At 53.4% G+C, this 22,739-nt stretch carries 18 protein-coding genes; 16 read left to right on the plus strand and 2 right to left on the minus strand.

Translation table 11 applies throughout. From position 1 onward, the window contains the following. Nucleotides 1–11 precede the first annotated feature (11 nt). From ACS5NO_RS25960 to ACS5NO_RS25985, 6 genes are all read left to right on the plus strand, one after another. Nucleotides 12–749 carry an IclR family transcriptional regulator gene (locus ACS5NO_RS25960; protein ID WP_439417834.1) on the plus strand — a complete coding sequence of 246 codons (738 nt, stop codon included), beginning with the start codon at nt 12–14 and terminating at the stop codon, nt 747–749. A gap of 188 nt (nt 750–937) precedes the next feature. Next, nucleotides 938–3,937: a SusC/RagA family TonB-linked outer membrane protein gene (locus ACS5NO_RS25965; protein WP_439417835.1), complete on the plus strand. Its 3,000-nt coding sequence runs from the start codon at nt 938–940 to the stop codon at nt 3,935–3,937. An 89-nt stretch (nt 3,938–4,026) separates the two neighbouring features. Next, nucleotides 4,027–5,475, plus strand: coding sequence for a RagB/SusD family nutrient uptake outer membrane protein (locus ACS5NO_RS25970; protein ID WP_439417836.1), 1,449 nt, complete (start codon nt 4,027–4,029; stop codon nt 5,473–5,475). Nucleotides 5,476–5,588: 113 nt separating this feature from the next. Further along, nucleotides 5,589–6,965 carry an endo-1,4-beta-xylanase gene (locus ACS5NO_RS25975; RefSeq protein ID WP_439417837.1) on the plus strand — a complete coding sequence of 459 codons (1,377 nt, stop codon included), beginning with the start codon at nt 5,589–5,591 and terminating at the stop codon, nt 6,963–6,965. A gap of 69 nt (nt 6,966–7,034) precedes the next feature. After that, nucleotides 7,035–8,228, plus strand: coding sequence for an enolase C-terminal domain-like protein (locus ACS5NO_RS25980; RefSeq protein ID WP_439417838.1), 1,194 nt, complete (start codon nt 7,035–7,037; stop codon nt 8,226–8,228). A 180-nt stretch (nt 8,229–8,408) separates the two neighbouring features. Beyond that, nucleotides 8,409–9,203, plus strand: coding sequence for an SDR family NAD(P)-dependent oxidoreductase (locus ACS5NO_RS25985; protein ID WP_439417839.1), 795 nt, complete (start codon nt 8,409–8,411; stop codon nt 9,201–9,203). On the opposite strand, the gene ACS5NO_RS25990 is transcribed toward ACS5NO_RS25985, so the two are convergent. Together ACS5NO_RS25990 and ACS5NO_RS25995 are read right to left on the minus strand one after the other, a co-directional pair. Continuing rightward, nucleotides 9,185–9,646 (minus strand): type II toxin-antitoxin system VapC family toxin, encoded by a 462-nt coding sequence (locus ACS5NO_RS25990; RefSeq protein ID WP_439417840.1) that lies wholly within the window; start codon nt 9,644–9,646, stop codon nt 9,185–9,187. The genes ACS5NO_RS25985 and ACS5NO_RS25990 overlap by 19 nt on opposite strands. Then, nucleotides 9,643–9,873 carry a hypothetical protein gene (locus ACS5NO_RS25995; RefSeq protein ID WP_114406677.1) on the minus strand — a complete coding sequence of 77 codons (231 nt, stop codon included), beginning with the start codon at nt 9,871–9,873 and terminating at the stop codon, nt 9,643–9,645. Before ACS5NO_RS25995 ends, ACS5NO_RS25990 begins: the two co-directional genes overlap by 4 nt. A gap of 18 nt (nt 9,874–9,891) precedes the next feature. On the opposite strand from ACS5NO_RS25995, the gene ACS5NO_RS26000 reads away from it, so the two are divergent. The 10 genes from ACS5NO_RS26000 to ACS5NO_RS26045 all read left to right on the plus strand — a co-directional run bounded on the left by ACS5NO_RS26000 (nt 9,892) and on the right by ACS5NO_RS26045 (nt 22,642). Then, nucleotides 9,892–12,771, plus strand: coding sequence for a glycoside hydrolase family 2 protein (locus ACS5NO_RS26000; protein ID WP_439417841.1), 2,880 nt, complete (start codon nt 9,892–9,894; stop codon nt 12,769–12,771). A gap of 2 nt (nt 12,772–12,773) precedes the next feature. Beyond that, nucleotides 12,774–14,030 (plus strand): spinster family MFS transporter, encoded by a 1,257-nt coding sequence (locus tag ACS5NO_RS26005; RefSeq protein ID WP_439417842.1) that lies wholly within the window; start codon nt 12,774–12,776, stop codon nt 14,028–14,030. Further along, on the plus strand, nt 14,027–14,878 hold the full coding sequence (locus ACS5NO_RS26010; RefSeq protein ID WP_439417843.1) for a LamG-like jellyroll fold domain-containing protein: 852 nt from the start codon (nt 14,027–14,029) through the stop codon (nt 14,876–14,878). The genes ACS5NO_RS26005 and ACS5NO_RS26010 overlap by 4 nt, the downstream gene beginning before the upstream one ends. A 41-nt stretch (nt 14,879–14,919) precedes the next feature. Next, nucleotides 14,920–15,633 carry an RraA family protein gene (locus ACS5NO_RS26015; RefSeq protein ID WP_439417844.1) on the plus strand — a complete coding sequence of 238 codons (714 nt, stop codon included), beginning with the start codon at nt 14,920–14,922 and terminating at the stop codon, nt 15,631–15,633. 448 nt (nt 15,634–16,081) lie between these two features. Next, nucleotides 16,082–19,297 (plus strand): histidine kinase dimerization/phosphoacceptor domain -containing protein, encoded by a 3,216-nt coding sequence (locus tag ACS5NO_RS26020; RefSeq protein WP_439417845.1) that lies wholly within the window; start codon nt 16,082–16,084, stop codon nt 19,295–19,297. Between the two features lie 5 nt (nt 19,298–19,302). After that, nucleotides 19,303–20,043: a LytR/AlgR family response regulator transcription factor gene (locus ACS5NO_RS26025; RefSeq protein ID WP_439417846.1), complete on the plus strand. Its 741-nt coding sequence runs from the start codon at nt 19,303–19,305 to the stop codon at nt 20,041–20,043. 205 nt (nt 20,044–20,248) lie between these two features. After that, nucleotides 20,249–20,446: a hypothetical protein gene (locus ACS5NO_RS26030; RefSeq protein ID WP_439417847.1), complete on the plus strand. Its 198-nt coding sequence runs from the start codon at nt 20,249–20,251 to the stop codon at nt 20,444–20,446. 32 nt (nt 20,447–20,478) lie between these two features. Beyond that, entirely contained in the window at nt 20,479–21,144 is a 666-nt protein-coding gene (locus ACS5NO_RS26035) for a peroxiredoxin (protein WP_439417848.1), read from the plus strand. A gap of 50 nt (nt 21,145–21,194) precedes the next feature. After that, on the plus strand, nt 21,195–22,337 hold the full coding sequence (locus ACS5NO_RS26040; protein WP_439417849.1) for an NAD(P)/FAD-dependent oxidoreductase: 1,143 nt from the start codon (nt 21,195–21,197) through the stop codon (nt 22,335–22,337). 35 nt (nt 22,338–22,372) lie between these two features. Beyond that, nucleotides 22,373–22,642, plus strand: a complete 270-nt coding sequence (locus ACS5NO_RS26045; protein ID WP_439417850.1) for a hypothetical protein — start codon at nt 22,373–22,375, stop codon at nt 22,640–22,642. The last annotated feature ends 97 nt before the right edge of the window (nt 22,643–22,739 follow it).

Raw genomic sequence — 22,739 nt, forward strand, 5'->3', positions numbered from 1 at the left:
ATTGATGTAAAATGATTCAGGTAATTAACCGCGCTCTTGACCTGCTCGAGCAAATTGCGAACGAACCGGAGAAGCCCAAATCTCTGACGGAACTGGCCGATGGCTTAAGTCTGAACCACGGCACCTGCGCCAACATTCTCAAGACGCTGGTAACCCGGGGGTATGTCGAGCAGATCGGAACCAAAAAAGGGTATATTCTGGGGGCCAAATCGTATTACTTAACGGGGAATAAGTCGTATCAAAAAGACCTTTTGGAAGCGGCCCGCGAAGAAATGGATGCCCTGACACTGCTCATCAATGAAAACTGTTTGCTGGCCGTTCTTAAAGATAATCAGCGGATTGCGTTGTATCGAACCTTCGCCGAGCAGGATTTGCAGGTGCGGACGACCGACATCAAACCGGTGTACGATTCGGCATCCGGGCGGCTTTTGATAGCGATGCTTCCCGACGAAAAGAAGCAACGGTTTATCGCAAAATATGGTCTTCCATCCGGCGACTCCTGGCCCGAAATTCAGTCCGAATCGAATCTGCTGGAGACCCTGGCGCTTATTCGCCGGGAAGAACTGGCCTTGCAAACGATTGCCAACCGGCACGTCATGGGATTGGCAGTGCCCATTTACAAGAATGGCCTGGTGGTGGCCAGCCTCAGCATCTACCTGCCCGAATACCGCTACATGGCATTGGACAAAAGACAACTGATTGCCTCACTTCGTGATTCGGCCGAAAAGATTAATAAGCGATTGATTTAAAGGTAATTATATTGAATTGTAACAGGGCTTCGGCCCTTTTTTTGTGTCCGGAGAAATTCAGCGATCGACCGAAAGCACTATTTTTTATAAAAAAACTGAAAATAATTTGGAGTGAACCCAAATTTGTGATTAGAATTGCAATGAAATAAAATTAGATTTTATAATATAAAAATTAAATACTGAACCCTATGAAAAAAAACCTTTATAGATGGCTTCGTGTCTGTCTGGCGGTTCTGCTGATCCCGTCGACCGGATGGACGCAATCGGTGGTGATAACGGGCCGGGTGACCGGAGCGGCCGACAATGCGCCCTTGCCGGGTACATCGGTTTCGCTCAAAGGAACCACAACGGGAACCACAACGGATGCGGAAGGAAATTACCGGCTAACGTTGGCAAACCAGGCTAACGCAACGCTGGTCATTTCGTCGGTGGGCTATGTGGCGCAGGAAATCGCCGTCGGAAACCAGTCGGTGGTCAATGCAGCGCTGGTGGTCGATTCCCGGCAACTGGATGAGGTCGTCGTGGTAGGCTACGGAACCGTTCGGAAGTCGGATTTGACCGGCTCCCTGGCGCAGGTGAAGGCCAAAGAGTTGAACGCTTTTCCGGCAACGAATGTCCTCCAGGCATTGTCGGGCCGGGCGCCGGGCGTGCAGGTGACGCAGAACACGGGGGCGCCAGGGGCCGGTATCAGCGTCCGGATTCGGGGAACCAATTCGATTCAGGGCAGCAACGAACCGCTCTACGTCGTGGACGGTTTTCCGACTTCGGGCAGCAATCCGACCATCATCAACAACACGGATATTGAAAGCATTGAAATTCTGAAAGATGCCTCGGCGACGGCCATTTACGGGTCGCGGGGCGCCAACGGGGTGGTTTTGATTACGACCAAGCAGGGCAAATCCGGCAAAATGCAGGTGGATTACGAAGGCAGCTACAGCATCCAGACCCTGCGCAAAAAGCTGGATTTGATGAATGCCCGGGAGTATGCGACGTTCTATAACGAACAGGCCACGACCGATAAAGTGACCCCGTATTTCACGCAGGCACAGATCGATGGTTTTGGCGAAGGGTTCGACTGGCAGGATTTGATTTTCCGGAAAGCACCCATGCAGACGCACAACCTGACCATCAGCGGAGGCAATGAGAAAACGCGGTATTCGGTGGGCGGCAGTATTTTTAACCAGCAGGGCATCGTGATCGGCAGTGACTACAAGCGGTATTCGCTCCGGGCCAACATCTCGTCGGATGTCAGCCGGAAGCTCAACCTGTCGTACGGTGCCACGCTGACCAAAATCACAACGAGCCGCCAGAATTCGGGGGGCGGCAACCGGGGCGGATCGCTCATCTCGGCAGCCATTTCGGCCCCGCCAACCCTGACGCCGTACAACGAAGACGGTTCGTACCGCGTGCTGGCAACGGCTTATCCCTTCATTTCCAATGTATTGACTAATCCGCTGAATTACATCTACCAGTCTTCCGACGATGTCGATGCCAACCGGGTGCTGGCCAACGCGGCCCTGACGTTCAAACCGTTCGACGGCCTGGCCATCAAGATTTCCGGCGGTATTGAAAACAGCGATGACCGCACAGACTCCTACACAACGACCAAATTTGTCAACTCCCAGGGCAGTGCCAGCGTGTCGACGAGCCGGGGAATGAGCCTGTTGAGTGAAAACACGATCAGCTACATCAAAACCGTGGCCGTCAAACACAGCATTTCGGCAGTGGCTGGTTTTACCTACCAGGATTTTCTGAGCAAATCGTTGAACGCGTCGGGTGTGGGCTTTCTGAGCGACATCACCGAAACCGCCAATCTGGGTTCGGCGGCAACACCGGGTATTCCGGGGACGGGCTATTCGCTCAGTACGTTGCTGTCGTATCTGGGGCGTGTGAATTACAGCTACAACAATAAGTATCTGGCTACGATCAGTTTCCGGGCCGACGGGTCTTCCAAATACAGCGAAGGCAACAAATGGGGCTACTTCCCCTCCGGCGCTCTGGCCTGGCGGGTATCGGAAGAAGAGTTCATGAAAAATGTGCCGTTCATTACCGACCTGAAGGCGCGGGCAAGCTGGGGCCTGACGGGTAGCCAGGCGATTGGGGCGTATGCGACCCTCAACAACCTGTCGGCGGGAAAAACCGTGTTTGACGATGCGCTCTTCAACACCTTCGCCCCCGGAACGCAGTTGCCCGGCAACCTGAAGTGGGAAACTACGGAGCAAACCGACTTCGGGATCGACGCGGGTTTTCTCAGCAACCGCTTCCGCCTGACCCTCGATTATTACATCAAAAACACCCGCGACCTGCTCAATACGGTGCAGTTACCGAGCGGTTTTGGGTTTACGAGCACGATTCGGAACGTTGGCGAAATTCAGAACAAAGGGCTTGAAATTGGGCTGGAAGCCCGCATTTTTGACAAGGCCTTTAAATGGGATGTCAACGGCAATATTTCGTTCAACCGCAGCAAGGTGGTCAAGCTGAACGGCGGGCAGGACATTCTGGGCGGCAGTGTGGGTGTGACGCTCATCAGCGATGCCGCCAACCTGTTGCGTGAAGGCCAGCCGATGAGTATTTTTTACGGCTACGTGGAAAAAGGCTACACCGAACAGGGCAAGGTGAAGTATGTGGATCAGAACGGCGACAACGTGATCAACCAGCTCGACAAAACCATTATCGGTAATCCGAACCCCGACTTTATTTACGGTTTTAATTCGGCCATGTCGTTCCGGGGCTTCGACCTGACGTTCTTCGTGCAGGGTACGCAGGGTAACAACCTGGTCAACGTCAGTTCGATCAACAACACGCTCGACTACGGTTTTGGGCTGAACATGCCGCGTGAAGTGCTGTATAATCACTGGACACCGACCAACACCACGGCGAAATACCCGGTTATTTCCCGCGCCAACAGCTACAATTACTCCAACCGCTTTGTCGAAGACGGGTCGTATTTACGCCTGCGTAACATTCAACTGGCCTACAACCTGCCGTTGCAGAAAATGGGCGTCACCTGGATGCGGACGGCGCAGGTCTACGCCAGTGGCCAGAACCTGCTGACGCTCACGAAATACTCGTGGTGGGACCCCGAAACCAACTCGCAGGGGGGCGCCAATTCCATCGGTCAGGGTATCGACCATTACAGCTATCCCACTTCGAAGTCCGTCACCTTTGGCCTGCGGGTCGGTTTTTAATTTTATTGAGCGAATTAGTGAATGAGCGATTGAGTGGCTGTCGCATGGATAATTCACTCAATCACTCATTCGCTCAATCACAAATAGCTATGAAAAAGATCCTATTCCTTCCCTTATTCCTCAGTCTGCTGGCTTGCGAGGATGTGTTGGTTGAGAAGCCCAAAGCCGTCGCGGTGGAGACGTTTTACAATACCGCCAGTGAAGTAGAAGCGGCCGTGAATGCGGCATACGCCCAGCTCCGGGCCACCAATGGCATCACGGGGCAGTTGGGCGCGCAGCTCGAAGCGTATACGGACTACAGTTACGGGCGGGGTAGCTACCAGGTGCTGAGCGATTTTCAGGGACTGAACAGCACGAACATTCCACGGACCGACGACGGCTGGCGGTTGTTCTACCTCAGCATCCGAAATGCCAATCTGGTGATTCAGAATGCCCCGAAAGGCAGCAGCATCAGTCCGGCCGACGTTACGAAATTTGTGGCTGAAGCCAAATACCTGCGCGCTTTCGCGTATTTCTGGCTGGTTCGCAACTGGGGCGGGGTGCCGATCCGCACCGAAGCGACGCTCAACGAACCCAATGTCAAGCGCAACACCGCCGAAGAAGTGTACGCCTTGATTCTGAGTGATTTAAAAGAAGCCGAAGCCAATCTGCCCGACAAAGGCACGCAGGTGGGCAGGGCCACCAAATGGGCGGCCAAGGCGGCTCTGGCCGAAGTATATTTTACCCGGAGCCAGTACGCCGAAGCCCGTGACAAAGCCGATGAAATCATCAAATCCGGGAAGTTTTCGCTGGTGCCGGTGGCAGTTGCCGCCGATTTTGACAGCAAGGTGTTCGGGCCGACGGTCGTTACTTCGACGGAAGAAATCTGGTATCTGAAAGCAACCCGTCAGGGCGGGCAGGGCATGTATCTGGCGATGTTTTCGCACCATCCGGGTTCGAAACTCCACGGCGCGGGCGGTTTTTATGCGCATTACAGCGACACCCAGAACAATCCGGTGCAAAAAGCCTGGGACGAAAAAGATTTACGGAAAACCGCCTTCTGGTATAGCTGGGACATTGGCCTGGGGAAAAACAGCATTTTGTGCAAGAAGTTTTCGGACCCGATTGCGGCTACCAGCGACGGTGCGGGGAATGATTTCCCAATCTACCGCTACGCCGATATTTTGCTGCTGTATGCCGAAGCCGCCAGCCGGGCCGGAACCGGGCCAACGGCTGCTGCGATGGAAGCATTGAATCAGGTGCACCGCCGGGCCTACGGAAAGGTGCCAACGATGGCTTCGGACGTGGATTTCAAACTGGCGGACTATACCGCGACGACCTTTCATGACCTGGTGCTGAAAGAGCGGGGCTACGAAACGCAGTATGAAGCCAAACGCTGGCTCGACCTGAAACGGCTCGGAACGGCCAAATTGAAAGAGGTGATCAAAACCGCTACCGGAAAAGACGTGGCCGATAAACACCTGTTCTGGCCCATTCCGGTTTCGGAGCTGAATTACAACACCGCCCTTTCCGCAACTGACCAGAATCCGGGGTATTGATCAGCGGGTTTCGGTATCCGATATGATGGATTATAAAAACGGGCGCAATCGGGCAATTAAGCTTTCAAAAAAAACAACTAGCCCGCCAATTTCCAACCGGTTAACCTTTCAAAATGAAACACATTGCCACGGCAGCATTCCTAACCTTATCGGCCCTTCAGGCTTCGGCCCAGCTTTCCGACGAGTATAAAAATCAGTGGAACGACCCCGCCATCCAACAACGCATTGCCGATGGCATCCGCGAAAACCGGATGGGGGCCTTCACCATTCAGTTTACGGATAAAGAAGGGAATCCCATATCAAGCGGGGAGGTTTCGTTAACACTAACCCGCCACGATTTTTACTTCGGAGCCAACGGCTTCATGGTGAAGGGGTTCCGGAATCCGAAAGAAGATGCACTGTATGAGGAGCATTTTGCCAAACTGTTCAATTTCGTGACCATTCCGTTCTACTGGCCCGAACTGGAGCCTGAGCCGGGCAAACTCCGTTTTGGAAAAGATAGCCCCTATAGTTACCGCCGTCCTGCACCCGACGTCGTGATGGAGTTTGTCCGGAAATACAATCTGACGCCCAAAGGCCATACGCTCGTGTGGGACAATCCACGCTGGTCGCTGCCAACCTGGCTACCGAAGGATGAAAAAATCATGGAGCAGAAACTCAGCAAACGGATCCAGGAAATCGGCGAGCGGTATGGCCACGACATTCAGATTTGGGACGTTGTCAATGAAGTAACCGACCGCCACCCCGACGTGCTGATGCCTAAAGATTTCGCGTTCAAGGCATTCAAAGAAAGCGAGCGCCATTTCCCAAACAGCAATGTGTTTACGCTCAACTTCACTACCGGAATCTGGGGACGTAGCAACAAGCGTGAATACAATGCCGATTACCTGCTCACCGAAAATCTGCTGTTGCGGAATGCCAAAATCAATGCGATCGGTATGCAGTTTCATAACTTCAGCGAGCCTGAATATGAGCAGATTCTGAAAGGGAAAGCCATGACGCCTTCTACCTTGTTCCACACCCTCGATTTGTACGCCGACTTCAATTTGCCCATTCACATTACCGAAATCACGGTATCGGCTTTGTCCGAAAAAGGCCCGGAATACCAGGCCACCATGACGGAGAATTACTACAAACTATGGTTTAGCCACCCCAAAGTAGAAGGTATTATCTGGTGGAATCTGGTCGATGGAACAGCCGCTCCCGCCCGGATTAAACCGGATGGTACGGTAGTGCCCGGCGAAGACAAGTGGAAAGGCGGCCTGTTGAACCGGGACTTTACCAAAAAGCCCGCTTACGACGTATTAGACCGGCTTATCAATCAGGAATGGCGTACGAATGTAACGACTTCGCCCAAAAATAACGCGGTAAGTTACAAGGGGTTTTACGGTACGTATAAAGTGGTCACGCAACGGAACGGGAAGAAATACGAGAAAGAAGTTCAGTTTCCGAAAAGTGGCGCCCGCACGCAGGTCGTGGTGCTGGACTAAAAAGGCGCATGGTCGATTCGTATTAAAATCGTAGAATAAGGCTCTTTTACGGCACTCAAAAAAACAAGCATGAAAATCATTGACCTGCGAACCCGCTGCGTGGCCATTCCGCTCAATGCCCAGCTTCGCCACAATACCGGCGTGCATCCCGGTTATTTTCTCCGGACTATTGTCGAAGTTATCACTGACGAAGGCATTGTCGGACTGGGTGAAGTGGGCGGGGGAGACCAGCGGGGCGCTTTGCAAAAGCTGAAACCGCGCATCATCGGGCTCGATCCGTTTCAACTGGAAATTATGAAGTTGAAAGTACTGCGGAGTATTTATTACCTGTCCAATGCCCGCCTGTATGCCGCCCTCGAAATGGCCTGTCTCGACATTCAGGGCAAAGTGCTGGGTCGCCCGATGAGCGATTTGCTGGGCGGACGCATCCGCGACGAAGTGCCGTTTATTGCGTATCTGTTCTGGCGGTATGACCGGCCGGGCGATGGCAAGCACGACGAAACCGCCGAGGATCTGGCCGACTATTGCCAGGAGCTGCACGAAACGCTGGGCGTCAAGGCGATGAAGCTCAAGGCGGGGGTGATGGCTCCCAAAGAGGAGGCTCGGGTTTTGGAACTCTGCCGCAGGCAATTGGGCGACGATTTCGGCTTGCGAATCGATCCGAACGGCTTGTGGTCGGTGCAAACCGCCGTGCAGATGGGCCGCCGGATGGAAGACCTGAACCTCGAATATTTTGAAGATCCGTCGTGGGGACTGGAAGGCAATGCCGCCGTCCGCAAACAGATTCGCATTCCGGTGGCAACGAACATGTATCCCGCCAGATTCGACGACCTCGCCCCGGCAATCCGGATGGGTTCGGTGGACATTGTGCTGACCGACCTGCACTATTGGGAGGGGCCGCGCGGGGTGAAAGACCTGGCTGCGGTTTGCAACACCTTCAATCTGGGCGTTGCCATGCATTCCGGGGCGGAGTTCGGTGTTGAACTGGCGGCCATGATACATACCGCTTCGACCATTCCGACCATGAATTTTGCCGGTGATGCCCACTACCATTACCTCACTGACGACATCATCGAAGGCGGTTTGATGAAATACGAAAACGGTTGCATCAAGGTGCCGACCGGGCCGGGGCTGGGTGTCTCGCTCGATGAGGACAAGATGAAACATTACGAAAAATACTACGAAGAGAAAGGCGATTACTACGCCCGTTTTCACCAGGATCCGTATCGTCCGGATTGGTTTCCGACGGTGGGAGGGATGTGAAAGGAAGTGGGGATAGTAAATATTGAACATCGAATAGCGCATTCTGCCCCTAAATCCCCTGAAGGGGACTTGGACGCAGAAACCTCAGGTGCCAAAAGTCCCCTTTAGGGGATTTAGGGGCAGAATGCGATGGTGTCAAAAATAATAACGACTAGCGAACAACATTAATAGAAATGCTGAATGAGGAGATTGACGGGTAAAAAAGCCCTGGTTACGGGGGCGTCGGGCGGTATTGGAAAGGCCATTGCGCTGCGGCTGGCGGAGGAAGGGTGTGAGGTGGTGATTCACTTTCACGAAAACCGGGCCGACGCCGAAACCGTTGCCGACGCGATCCGGCAGAAGGGCAGTGTTGCTCATGTGCTGCAGGCCGATTTGCAGCAAACCGCTCAGGCCATCCGCCTGGGCGAACAGGCGTGGGAACTGGCGGGGTCGCTGGATGTGCTGGTCAACAACGCGGGGGTTTCGTACAAAAAACACTTTCTGGACGTAACGGAGGCTGATTTTGAGCAGTTTAATACGGTCAATTTCAAAAGCACCACCTTCCTGACCCAAACGGTGGCCCAAAACATGGTGAAGCTGGGTGTTGCGGGAAGCATCTGGACGATTACATCAGTCAACGGGATTCGACCCGGTTTGGGGTTGAGCCTGTACGGCGCAACCAAGGGCGCGCTAGAAACCCTGATGAAAGGCGTTGCGATGGAACTGGCTCCGCACCAGATTCGGGTGAACACGCTCGCCATCGGGGCCATTCAGACCGGCATCAACCGGGCGGTCTGGGAAAATCCGGCCCTGCTTCAGGAAGTCAGTCAGGGGATTCCGGCCGGGCGACTGGGGCAGGCCGATGAGGTGGCGGCAGTGCTGGTCGATCTGGTGGCGTCGGGCAGTTACATGACCGGTTCAACGATCACGCTTGACGGCGGTTTGCTGCTGATGCGCGGATACGGAAAACCGGGGCCTTATGAAGCCGGAAAATGAGCGTGAAACACCTCGACGGTGTCGATTAATGTAACGCCTTCGCTTGCGCAGGGAATTTGAAAATCAGAATCGTAAGAAGCTAAGTAATGGATACCCGCAGTCAGGCAATGTGCCAAAATAATGGCATCATTCGGAAGCAAATTGTATGTTTTCATCAAGCGGATCACAGTCGAAGAAGAAGGCTCGGGATTATAAACTTGTTCAAACAAGCTAAGCAGTCCAAGCGGTTCGTTCTGAATCACAATTTCAGGAATCCGTTTATTTTCTTTCAAGGTGCGTGGAGATTTTGTACCGTGATGCCCCAGAAAGTAGTAGATGTATTCCGTAAGAACAATGCTATTGTAATAAAGTGGAAGACTTTGAATGAACATCTCTTCCAGCAGTACGGTCTTTTGATCTTTGATGTATTCTATCAAAATCGAAGAATCGACAAATATTTTCATTCCTGCGTATACATTTCGTCTTCAAAATCAGGGCCGGGCTCCCATTTTGGTAAGGTACCTCTGTATTTGCGAAGAATTTCCAGCTTTTCTTCTTTCGTAAGTTCCGGTTTTGGAATCGATTCTTTCTTCAAAACAATCACCTCGACCTCCTGCTCCCGATACGATGGGGGCATCGGCAACACCAGCGTATCGTCGGTAACTCTTTGTACAAATTTGAGTGCTTCCATGACCTTAGCTTTTTAACAATGAAAGATAATCCGATTTATTTGTTCTTCCTACTCACAACACTGCTGACGGTCGGTTCGGTTTCGGCCCAGCCGGGATTGGCGCCGTCGGATGACAAAAGCCCGAAACTCTGGAGCCCGTACCGCATCAGCCCCCGCACCGGAGCGCAGCACATCGCGTTGTCGGGGAGCGGCTGGGAATTGTCGCACACCGATGCCCCCGTAGCGGATTTGAAGACGCCCCGGAAAGACCCGTTCCCGACTACCGTCCCTAATTCGGTTCACTGGGCGTATTTCAAAGCCGGAAAATTACCACATCCCTATTACCACAAGAACTCGACGCAATACCGCTGGCTGGAAGAAAAGGTCTGGTATTACAGGAAAACCGTAAATCTCCCGGCCTCTGCGCAGGGGTCGTTACTCTTTCTGTGCTTCGATGGCGTCGATTATTTCTCGAAAGTCTGGGTAAACGACAGCCTGGTGGGGGTTCACGAGGGCATGTTTGGCGGACCTTCGGTTGAAATCAGCCGTCTGGTCAGGTGGGGTCAGGCGAATGAGATTACGGTGGAAGTGCGCGCCGGAAACTGGGGCAACAAGGCCACGGATTACGAAAATCTGCCCCGAACCTCGACCGGCGACTACGATTTTTCCAAACGAACCGGCTTCAACCCGCGGGCCAGTGGCCGGATCATCAAACCCTGGGTAATCTCGGGTGGTTCGGGGGGGGAAGCGTTCTTCAGCGTGGGCATGTGGCAGGGGGCACGTCTGGAAATTGTGCCGCCGATTCACCTGGAGCGACCCTATCTGACCACCAAAACCGTGACGAACGGGAAAGCCGAGTTACACCTTTCGGGCGAAGTGTTTGCCAACCGCCATTCGCTGCAACAGCAACTGCACCCTTGGAACAATACGCAGTTGAACCATCCCAACGAAAAAGGGACGGTTTTTAGCCCGATCAACGAGAAACTGAGCCTGCTGGTCGAACTGATCTCGGCCCAAAGCACGGTTTTGTCCAAAGAATTCCCGCTCAGCGTGTATGAAGGGCGCAACTGGTTTGAACACGACCTGACCCTGCCCAACCCCAAACTCTGGCAGCCGAACGGGCTGGGAGAGCCGAACCGGTACACGGTGAAAGTAACCCTGAAACGGGCCGGGAAAACCGCCGATGTCCTGCAATTCGACTACGGGATTCGCACCATCGACCGGGTCGCCACCGCCGGACCACGCATTGCCGACCGCTGGGAAAACTGGCAATTTGTGGTCAACGGCCGGAAGATTTTTGTCAAAGGGATGAATTTTACCCCCCAGGACATTCTGCTCGATTTGCCGAAAGAACGCTACCGCTGGACGCTCGAAGCAGCGAAAAAAATGGGCGTGCAACTGATCCGCATCTGGGGCGGTGGCCTGCTCGAAACCGACGCCTTCTACGACATCTGCAACGAACTGGGCATCATGGTCTGGCAGGATTTTCCGATCGGCAACCAGGACACGCCCGATTTTCCGCAGGACATCTGGGAAGCGCAGGTCGTTCAAAACATCACCCGTTTGCGCAATCACCCGTCGCTGGTGATCTGGTGCGGGGGCAACGAATTCAATCCGTATTCGTCCGGCAATGCGAAGTCCATCGGGATTCTGGAACGCAACCTGGATATTTTTGACAAATCGCGGCTGTTTGTACGCACCACACCCGACGACGGCTCCATGCACGCCTATCCCGACATGGACCCAACCTGGTATAACCGCAGTTACCAGTTCGAACCCTGGGTGTCGGAAACCGGGATGCACAGCATTCCCGAAGCGAGTTTGTTCTACGAAACGGTTGATAACAAGGAGTTTACGGGCCTGGGCAACATGTGGGACAAAAGTTTTGGGGCTGCTCACCCGGAATTTATCCACCATTTTACGGAATACGGCCCCGGTCGTGTTCCCCGGATGTTAAGCCGGGCGTCGCACGTTGCCGACATGGCCGACCCCACCATTGAAACCATTGCGGAGGCATCCCAAATCGGGGCAGGGGAGTTTTACCAGATTCTGTCGGAAAAAATGCAGGGCAATTACCCCGTCACGGCGGGGCTGATGCCGTGGGTTTTCAAACGCCACTGGCCCGTGATTGCCATTCAGATGCTGGACTGGTTCGGGAATGCCGGAGCGCCGTATTACTTCCTGAAACGAACCTACGAACCCACCCACGTGGCCATCGACCTGCCGCGTCTGCTCTGGAAACCGGGGGAACGCCTGGCGCTTCCTGTGAAGATAACGAATTCAGTACCAACGGGAATCGCCGGTGCGAAAGTAAGCGTTCGGGTGTTCGACGACACGTTCAAAACCCTCTGGCAACAGGAGAAGTCGGTGAACGTCGGCGCAGGCACTTCGGTGAGCAAGGTGAACGCCGGGGATTACCCGATTCCTGCCGACTACCGCGACCGGTTTCTGTTGATTCTCATTGAACTGCGCGATGCTGGTGGAAAGCTGCTGTCCCGTTCGTTTTATTTTCCCCGCAGCCTTTCGATACTGGAAGAGGACGGTTTTTATCAGAAATACGTCAGCACCCCCATTCCGTGGCCGACGCTGGAAAAAGGGCCGTTTCTGAAGGCTACCGTTGCCAAAACTGCTACGTCGCTGACCTCGGCGGTGGTGTCCGCCGAACCGCTCGGGAAAGACCAGAGCCGCCTTCGGGTCCGAATCCGCAATGCCGGAAACGTCCCGGCTTTCATGACTAAAGTCGACATTGCCGGCACCAAACGGGCTATCGTCGCGTCGGACAATTACAACTGGCTGGCCCCCGGCGAAACGCAGGAACTGACGCTCGATGTCCTCTGGCGGGAACCCGAAACCCGCAAGAATGCCACCCTGTCGGTCAGTGCCTGGAATGCCCCAACGATCACCGCTAAACTTCCCTGATGATGACCGAACCCGCCCCCGTTGTAACGCAAAAACCGGTCGGTTTTCGCTGGGAGTTGCTGACGCTGCTCTGGCTGGCGTTTTTTCTGAACCAGGCCGACCGGCAGATTTTCAGCGTCGTGCTGCCCCTCATCCGCCAGGACCTCGGCCTGACCGATGCCGAGCTGGGCCTGATTGCTTCTGCGCTGGTCTGGACCTACGGGCTGCTGGTTCCCATCGCCGGTTTTGTCGGCGACCGGTTTTCGCGCCGGAACATTCTTGGATTTTGCCTGCTGTTCTGGTCGTGCGCAACCCTGTTGACGGGTTTCTGTGCGACGGTTTTGCAATTTATTCTGCTCCGGGGCATTGCGACGGGCGGGGGCGAAGCGTTTTATGCGCCCTCGGCCAACGCACTTCTCGGCGAAAACTACCGGGAAAGCCGGTCGTTCGCCCTGTCGATTCACCAGACGGCGGTGTATTTCGGGATTATCCTGAGTGGCATCATTGCCGGGTACATTGGGGAGCAATACGGCTGGCAGAAAGCTTTTTACCTCTTCGGCGGGTTGGGGATTTTACTGGCGGTGGTGTTTTTTGTCCGGATTCCGAAAGACACGCCCGTTCTGAAAACCGACCCGCAAAAACCGCTGCTTGCCGAAATCGGCGAAACCGCCCGCATTGTGATTCGAAAACCGACGGTGATTCTGCTGACGCTGGGCTTTGGCTGCATGGTTTTTGTCAACGTCGGCTACCTGACCTGGATGCCTTCCTTTCTGGTCGACAAGTTCGGGATGAGCCTGACCGATGCCGGTTTTTCAGCCCTGTTCTACCACCACCTCGGAGCTTTTCTGGGCGTGTTGTCGGGCGCCAGAATTTCCGATCATTTCGCGAAAACCAACCCCCGCAGCCGGCTGGTCGTTCAGGCGCTGGGCTTGTTGCTGGGGGCGCCGTTTATCTACTGGATCAGCATGAGCCAGACGCAAACCATGACTTACGTCGCCCTGTTTCTGTTTGGTATTTTTCGGGGCTGGTACGATTCCAACATTGTCGCTTCGCTGTATGAGGTGGTGTCTCCCAAAATCCGATCATCGGCTTACGGGTTGATGCTGGCCTGTGCTTTCCTGATTGGCGCTTCGGCACCCTACCTGCTTGGTGTTCTGAAACCCACGCTGGGTCTGACGCTGGGTCTTGCCAGTCTTTCGGGGGTGTACGTGCTGGGAAGCCTGTTTATCGGCAGCGGAGCGATCTGGTTTTTTGACAAAGACCGCGAACCAACCGAATGAACCGACGAACTTTTTTAACGCAAACCACCCTGCTCAGCGGTATGATCATGAATCCGTCCAGTAAAGCCACACCCTCGGATCAATCCCTTGTGTCGGTTCCGAATTTGCTGTGCCTGTGGGATTTTTCGGAGAAACAGCCTTTGCTCTCCAAAGGGAAATATGCCTACCGGTTGCAGGAGCCAACCGGGCCGGTGCCCAGGGTGAAAGGTGGTGTTTTGTCGGAGTATTCTCTCCATATCAGGGAGCATGAATACCTGACGATTCTCCGAGCCGATTGTCCCGGCCTGAACATTCACGGCAAAAATGCCCAGGTGACGGTGCTGGCCTGGGTGAAACGCCAACCCAAAAGCAACCACAACGCCGAATGTGAAGCCATTGCCGGTCTATGGAATGAAACCCGGAAAATGCGGCAGTACTGCCTGTTTCTGAACATCCGGCTGCACCAGAGTGCAGACCAGGTGTGCGGCCACATTTCGGGTGTGGGCGGACCAACGCCCGGCGAAAAATGGTGCGTCGATGTGTCCATCGGCCAGACGCCCGTGGCGTTTGATGCGTGGACGTTTGTGGCCATGACGTACGACGGACGGGAAATCCGGTCGTACCGCAACGGCCAGTTCGACGCGCGGCCCGACCGGAATCCGTATCCGTATGCCGAAGGTATTTTCGACGGGGGCGAATCCGGCTCCGACTTCACGGTAGGGGCCGTCCACCGGTTGGGGGCCATCGGCAACGATTTTGTCGGACAACTGGGCGGTTTGGCGGTTTTCGACCGGGCGTTGTCCGCCGGAGAAATTCAGCAGATTCATCACAATCATCCGCTGCCGAACCCGGTCGGGAACGGCGGTTAACAACAATAAACCGAGTATCAACTCACTAACTACGTAGCATAATGGAAGTAATGACGAATTCGTATCCTGTTCGGCAAGTGGAAGTTAACTATGACTGGCAGGAAATCCAGAGTCGGTACCTCACGCTGTATACGGGCCTGGTTTCGGACGCCCTTGAACACCTCGGGTATCACAAACAATGCATGGCCAGCGGGGTTTATCCACTGACCCACACCATGAAAGTGGCCGGCCCGGCGTTTACGGCCCACGGGGTGGCGACGCCCAGCCGGGACACGAAAGTCCACGACATCCGACTCGGCATGTTCAAAAGCATGAAACCGGGGATTGTCCAGATCCGCGACACGCAGGGCGACACTTCCTGCGGGCATTTTGGTGAAATTTCGGCCACGGCTGCGGCTGCCCACGGCTGCGTCGGGGCGGTCATCGACGGTTCCACGCGGGATTCCAACTACCTGATCGACATGGACTTCCCGACGTTCTGCCGGTTTCGGAACCCGGTCGAAGCCTTCGGGCGGTTTATGGTGGTGGATTACCAGATTCCCATTTTTGTGAAGGGAATGGATGGGTTGCTGAAAGTGAACCCCGGCGACTACATTTTCGGCGACAACGACGGTGTGGTGGTGGTGCCGTCCGACCTGACGATTCCGGTTCTGGAACTGGCCGAAGCGTGGTTTGCCAGCGAATCCCGCAGCCGGGAAGCCATGGCAACCGGACGAGATCCCTTCGACGTCTACAAAGAATTCGGGCGGTTCTAAAAAGGAGAGTTGGGTCTGAGCCGGTGACGTTTTATTGATTCATACAAAATAATTGCCTGATTGAATGTTTATCAGCCCACCGCTTTAGCTGTGGGTAGATGGAAATAAACCCGAAGCATGACGGAACCGTTTTAACGGATTCATCGTCCCGCAAACCGTTACAACGGTTTTGTTAGAAGGGGGTACTTCTCGCTATACCCACCGCTAAAGCAGTGGGCTGATAAGCCCAATTTGAATCCGGCGGTTATTTTGCTGGTTGACCCCTGACCCTCAAGGGGGAGCTTGGAGCGCGGGTAACTCAACTCCCCCTTGAGGGGCGGGGGGCAAGGCTGGGGGCAAATGCGGTTGAGGAGCAACCAGTGATGGTTCTAAGGTAACATTAGCGAAATAATTGTTGCGCTTTATGAACATCTATCGTATCTAGCCTGCGGTTTTAAGACCCTTTAAAATGACCCGGTTCGTTCGGCTCCTCAAGCGAAACCTCTTTTCCTGTTGTTTTCGCGGCCTCCTGATGCTGGCTTTCGGGATCACCGGTCATTTCGTACTGGCGCAAGGCAAATTTACACCAGCGCCTTCGGACTACACCATTACCAAGCGGTTGCTTTCCATTGAAAATGGCCTGGCTTCTCACGAGGTGTTTTGCGGGCTACAGGATGCCGCCGGTTTTCTGTGGTTTGGCACCCGCAACGGCTTGAACCGCTACGATGGGAAAGACTGTCTGCTCTTTACCCGGCAACGGAATAAACTGCAGGATAATAAAGTGGTGCAACTAGCAAAAGATGATGCTAATCACCTGTTCATTGCCTACAGCAGTACGGGTTTTCAGCTCACCACCAATGGGAAAGTGGATGTGATGGATGCCACGACGCAGGAAGTTAAAACACTGAAGGCGGTTTTTCCCAACCTGCCGTTTCAAGAGAAGGATGTCTACTGGATCGCCAATGACGGCACTGATGAAGTTAGTTTTTTAACAGCCTTTCCGTTCCGGTATTGGAAATACTCTTCCAAACGGGGGTTTCGGCTCCGTTACGAACTGAAAAGCTGGAATCAAACCCAGTCAGCCGTTAATCCCCGCGTCACCGGGCCTTTTTGCGTTTTCGGAAACGGGAGTGCCCTGCTGAAATTAACCAACCAGGACCCCCAGTATCTGATCACGAACGATACGGTAATGGCCTTTACGCAAAAGGATGTGTTGCGATCATTACCCCTGGGATTTACGCGTCAAAATGAACTGCTTGTTACTTACAACACCAAAACCGAGGTGGATCGTTTTGCCGTTGGCAGGATAACCCAGAAAGGCCGGTTTGAATCCGTCGGTGATCTGCATAAATACCACCTGAATGCGGTAAAAGACCGATATTGGTATCAGATTGTGGTCGCAACCAATGCCCTTTCTTCCATTTTGTACATCAGTACGGATGCGCTTTACCTGTGGAGGGAAGATGCTTTTTTGAAAGTGATTTCTAAATCTGACTGGAAGGGATTTGAGAATCTGTTTATCTACGGGCTTTTTCCGGACAATCTGGGCAACCTCTGGCTCTGTACTTCCCTCGGGGTTCTGCAACTGGCGATCGAAAAGAACCGGTTCGAGCCGTATTTTTCCATCAGTCAGCAATCCCTCCAGCCCAACAGCCAGGCCCGGGGAATCTATGCGGATGATACCGGCCCGATCGTTGCCAATATCTGGACGCACACCTTCAGTCAGCAGGGTGGTAAACTACAGGCGGTTTCCGATGAGGAAATTAAATACGCGATTGTTAAACACGATTCGGCACTCTACGTCGGCGGTTATAACCTGTTTCGGTACGATGCAGCGAAAAATACGATCAGGGCCTCTCCGGGCGGGCAGGGGTCGGAAATCTGGTCGATGTTTTCGTTGAACGACAGCCTGTTGCTTCTGGGACGAACCACCGGTTTGTCGGTGTTCAATTCCCGTACCCGCCAGTTTGATTCGCTTTCCGTGGCGACTCCCAACACGCCCGAAGCCAAATTTGTGTACCGGTTTTTCAAAGACAAAACCGGTACCGTCTGGGCCGTTGCCGAGAACGGGTTGTATAAACTGACGATTGACGATGGCCAATCGTCGGTGGTCAATCGTCCATTGTCATTCGTCAAAATCCAATCCGCTTTTCTCAATGGCCTGAGTTTACTGGATGCCTACCGGGATGCCAACGGGATTTTCTGGCTGGCCACCAACGGCGAAGGGTTATACCGCTGGGACCCCAAAGCCAACACATTCCGGCAGTTCAACATCACAGCCGGTTTTCCGTCCGATGTGTTGTACCGGATTGAACCCGACGAATTTGATCATCTCTGGATCAGTTCAGACTACGGCCTGGTCCGCTTTCACCGGAAGTCGTTCTCCGTCAATACCTACACCACCGTTGACGGCATTACGCACAATGAGTTCAACCGAACCTCTTCGTTTAGAGCCAGCGACGGTCGGCTCTTTTTTGGGGGCATCGACGGGGTCAATGCGTTTCACCCCCGGGATTTCAGAGCTGATACCACGACGCTTCAGGTGCCGTTGCGAATCATTGCGTTTAACCAGTTTGTTAGTTCACGAAACGAGCTGGTCAACAAAACAACCGAGCTGCTGAATACGGCACACATCACGCTGAAACCCAATGACCGGTTTTTTACCCTGGAATTTCAGTTGCTGGATTTTACCAAAGAGGAAGCGCACCGGTATGCGTATAAAATCGAAGGCATTGACAAGGATTGGAATTACATTACGGAGAATTCCATCCGCATCAGTGGGTTGCCCTACGGCGATTTTACCCTGCACATCAAGGGCCAAAACGGGGAGGGAGCCTGGAGTAAAAGTGAATTGATCCTTCCCCTGACCGTTTTAAAGCCGTTTTATTGGCAATGGTGGTTTATTTCCGGAGCCATCCTGCTGTTTCTCCTGGCTGTTTCCGTCTTCATTCGTTTCAGAATAAAACAACTGGCGGCCGACAAAAAGAAGCTGGAGCAAATGGTAAACGAACGGACTGTCCAGTTGAAGCGCTCCCTGTCCGAACAGTCGGATTTGTTGCTGGAAAAGGATGTGCTGATGAAGGAAATTCACCACCGGGTCAAGAATAACTTACAGGTTATTTCGGGCTTGCTGGAACTACAGAGCAAGAGCTTGACGGATGAAACCGCAAAAGATGCTTTGCGGGATGGACAAAACCGGGTCCGCAGCATTGCGCTGATTCACCAGAACCTGTACCAGTTCGAAAACCTCAGTACCATTGATCTGAAACGATTTATCAATGACCTTTGTAGGCAGGTTCAGAGTGTTTTTCAAAAACAAAAACCGGTTACCATCCGGATTGCCGTGCCGGATTTGCACCTGGATATCGATTCCGCCGTTCCGCTGGGGTTAATTCTGAATGAGCTGTTGTCCAATTCGTTTAAATATGCTTTTTCGGAAGGAGCCGCCGGTGAAATTCAACTGGAGATCCGTTCGCTCACCGAGGGCAGGTACCAGTTGCGGTACGCCGATGATGGCCCCGGTCTGCCGCCCGGTTTCGATCTGGCCCGGGCGTCGACGCTGGGTCTGCAACTGGTCAATGACCTGAGCCGGCAAATTGGTGGAAGCGTGCAGTATGCAATGAAAAACGGAGCTGCTTTTACCATTTACTTTACCAACCGCGATCAGCGGAAAAACGAAGACTAAAGGTCATGGCTGTTTTAAAAATAGGCGTTGTGGAGGATGAACTGGTGATTGCCCGGACAATTCTGAATACCCTCGATGAGCTGGGGTATTCGCACTGCGGACCGGCCATCACCTACACCGAAGCCCTGGAAATGCTTGAACACGACAAGCCGGATCTGGTTTTGCTCGACATCCAGTTGGCCGGTCGGAAAGACGGGATCGATGTGGCGCAGAAGCTGAATGAAGCTGATCCGGTTCCGTTCATTTTTTTAACGGCCAACAGCGATGCCGATACGATTGACCGGGCCAAAAAGGTAAAACCGCATGCGTACATTGTAAAACCGTTTACGAAAGAAGAACTGTTTGCGGCCATTGAAATCGCCTTCAGCAACTTTACCGGGAAACAGGCGGGTGGAAAGCCCGCTTCGCTAGCCACGTCCTCCACCCGAAATTTCATGTTTGTGAAGGACGGGTATGTGTTCAGAAAGGTGTTTTTTGAAGAACTTCTTTACCTGGAGAGCGACGCCAATTATGTAACTCTGCACCTGGCCTCCCAAAAGAAAGTCATGGTTCGTTCCACCATTCATGATTTTTTGGAACAGTTGGAGCCCGGCCTGTTCATCCGCATCCACCGGAGTTACGCCGTAAACATCAACCACATCGAGGATATTTTTCCGACGGAAATTGACTTGCAAGGCACTAAAATACCCATCGGGAAATCCTACCGGGAAGAGCTTTTCAAAGCGTTGGGCCTACCTGAATCCTGATTGTATACATTGACCAGGAACACGGATTAAACAGATGGAACGGATTTGCGCAGATTACGATCGGTGTTGATCTGTTCAATCCGTCTAATCCGTGTTCCTATCGTCACAGACTTCCTCCCCAAGTTCCCTGCGTTCATCCCTGAAAAGCCACATTCGTCCCTTTTAGTTGGCCATTTGCCCAAACGGTAACAGTTTTGGTTCCGTTATGGGATTGCTCGATCTGGACAAAATCATCATCAAACGAAATATTCTGGGGATTCGCTGCAGCCATTGTGGCGGTAATCTGGTGCTTTCTCCCCAACGATCCATCGCCGGGCGGTTTATCAAGCTGGTATCCCTGGGCACCCTAACGCCCAAAAATTACGAATGCGAACAGTGCCAAAAACGATACATGCTGCTCTAACCATTTTACAAACCTTCCAAAAATCAAACACCATGAGTCTCAGATTAGGTGACATTGCTCCTGATTTCCAGGCGGAAACAACCCAAGGAACCCTGAATTTTCATGATTGGATCGGCGACGGCTGGGCCATTCTCTTTTCCCACCCGAAAGATTTTACCCCGGTTTGCACCACTGAGTTGGGGTACATGGCCAAACTGGCTTCCGATTTTGAACAACGCAACTGCAAAGTGCTTGGCCTCAGCGTCGATCCGGTCGAGAACCACCTGAAATGGAAAGCCGACATTGAAGAAACGCAACACTATCCGGTCAACTACCCGATGATTGGGGATACCGACCTGGCCATTGCCAAGCTGTACGACATGCTGCCGGCCGATGAGCCCGGAACGTCGGAAGGCCGGACGGCGGCTACCAACCACACCGTCCGGACGGTTTTTATCGTGGGTCCCGACAAGAAAATCAAACTGCACCTGACCTACCCGATGACCACCGGTCGCAACTTCCACGAAATCCTGCGTGTGCTGGATTCCATGCAACTGACGGCGGCTCATAAAGTAGCGACGCCGGTCAACTGGCAGAATGGCGACGATGTGATCATTGTGCCGGCTGTTTCGGATGCGGAGGCCAAAGAAAAATACCCCAATGGTTGGAAAACCGTCAAACCGTACCTGCGCATCGTGGCTCAACCAGGCCAAAACTAAGGTTCGCATCAAGGCAATTTCCAATCAAACAGCCCCCTAAAAGCCGTGCTATGAAATTACGTGTACTGGTACTCGGAGCAGGCTTTGGAGGCCTGGAACTCAGCACCATTCTTTCGGAATCCCTCGGAACGGAGCTGGATCTGACATTGATCGATCAACATGATTCCTTTTTCTTCGGTTTTTCCAAACTGGATGTGATGTTTGGGCGAAAACCGGCGGATGCGGTCAGGGTTCCGTACCGTCATCTGGTCAAGCCGGGCGTCCGGTTCCGGCAGGAAACCATCACGGCGATTGATCCGGTTGCCAAAAAAGTTACCACCCAAAATGCCACGTACGAAGCGGATGTGCTGGTGGTTGCGTTGGGTGCCAATTATGACCTGGCGGCCACGCCGGGACTGGCAGAAGGCGGGAATGAATATTATTCTTTTGCCGGAGCCGAAACGTTGCGGAACGTGATTCCGCAGTTTACCCGTGGTCATGCCATCGTCGGCGTATGTGGGGCACCGTTCAAGTGTCCGCCCGCCCCGAGCGAAGCGGCTTTGATGCTGCATGATTACCTGCTCAAACGCGGGGTGCGGGACGCTTGCTCCATCAGCATCGTCATGCCGTTTGGCTCACCCATTCCGCCGTCGCCCGATACGTCGAAAGCCTTGCTCCGGGCGTTTGAAGAACGGCACATCCAGTTCATTCCCCAGCGGAAAGTCCGTTCGCTCGACGCATCGCGTCAGGTCGCTACTCTGGATGACGGCACCGAAATGCCTTACAATTTATTCCTTGGTATTCCCAAACACGTGGCTCCGGAGGTGGTACTGGAAAGCGGTCTGGCCGAAAACGGGTGGATTCCGGTCACTAAAACGGATCTGCTCACCCGGTTTCCCGGCGTGTATGCCATCGGCGATGTCACCAGCGTCGGAACCCCCAAAGCCGGGGTTTTTGCGGAAGGGGCGGCCAAAATTGCGGCCGCTTCCATCATTGCCTCGTTTCGGGGGAACAACAACGCGTCCGTTTATACGGGTGCAGGTTCCTGTTACATCGAATTTGGCGAAGGCCGGGTTGGCCGGGTGGATGTCGATTTTTTCTCGGGACCCAAACCCCACGGGATTCACCACGAACCCTCCGAAATGCTGGTCGTCGACAAGGACCATTTTGGCTCCAGCCGGAAAGCCCGCTGGTTCGGAATTCCGACCCGTTAACATAGAATCATTACTCACCCCTGAACACGCAGAAAATGCCAACCTACCTCGTTGAAATTCCGCACTCGGAGACGGTGTCGGAATGTAAAAAAGTGATCAACGTTTTTTTGAACTCCGGTTCGCACATCATCTCCCACGCGCACTGGGGTTGTAAAGACGGCGTTCATAAAATGTGGTTTATCTACGATTTTGAGGACAAAGAAAGTGTTCTTCGGGCCATACCGCCCCTGTTAAGGCCCAATGCGCAGGTCATCGAGCTGGTTAAATTCCGGGTGGAAGATGTTATGCTGTATACCGCCGATTGACGATTGAGAACGACCATTGACCATTGCCGATTGACCATTAGCAACCGCCGATGGTCAATCGGCAATGGTCAATAAAACAGAATATTCCATGAGAGAA

Origin of the sequence: Larkinella fluvii (assembly GCF_051857545.1) — a bacterium.
Classification (GTDB): Bacteria; Bacteroidota; Bacteroidia; order Cytophagales; family Spirosomataceae; genus Larkinella.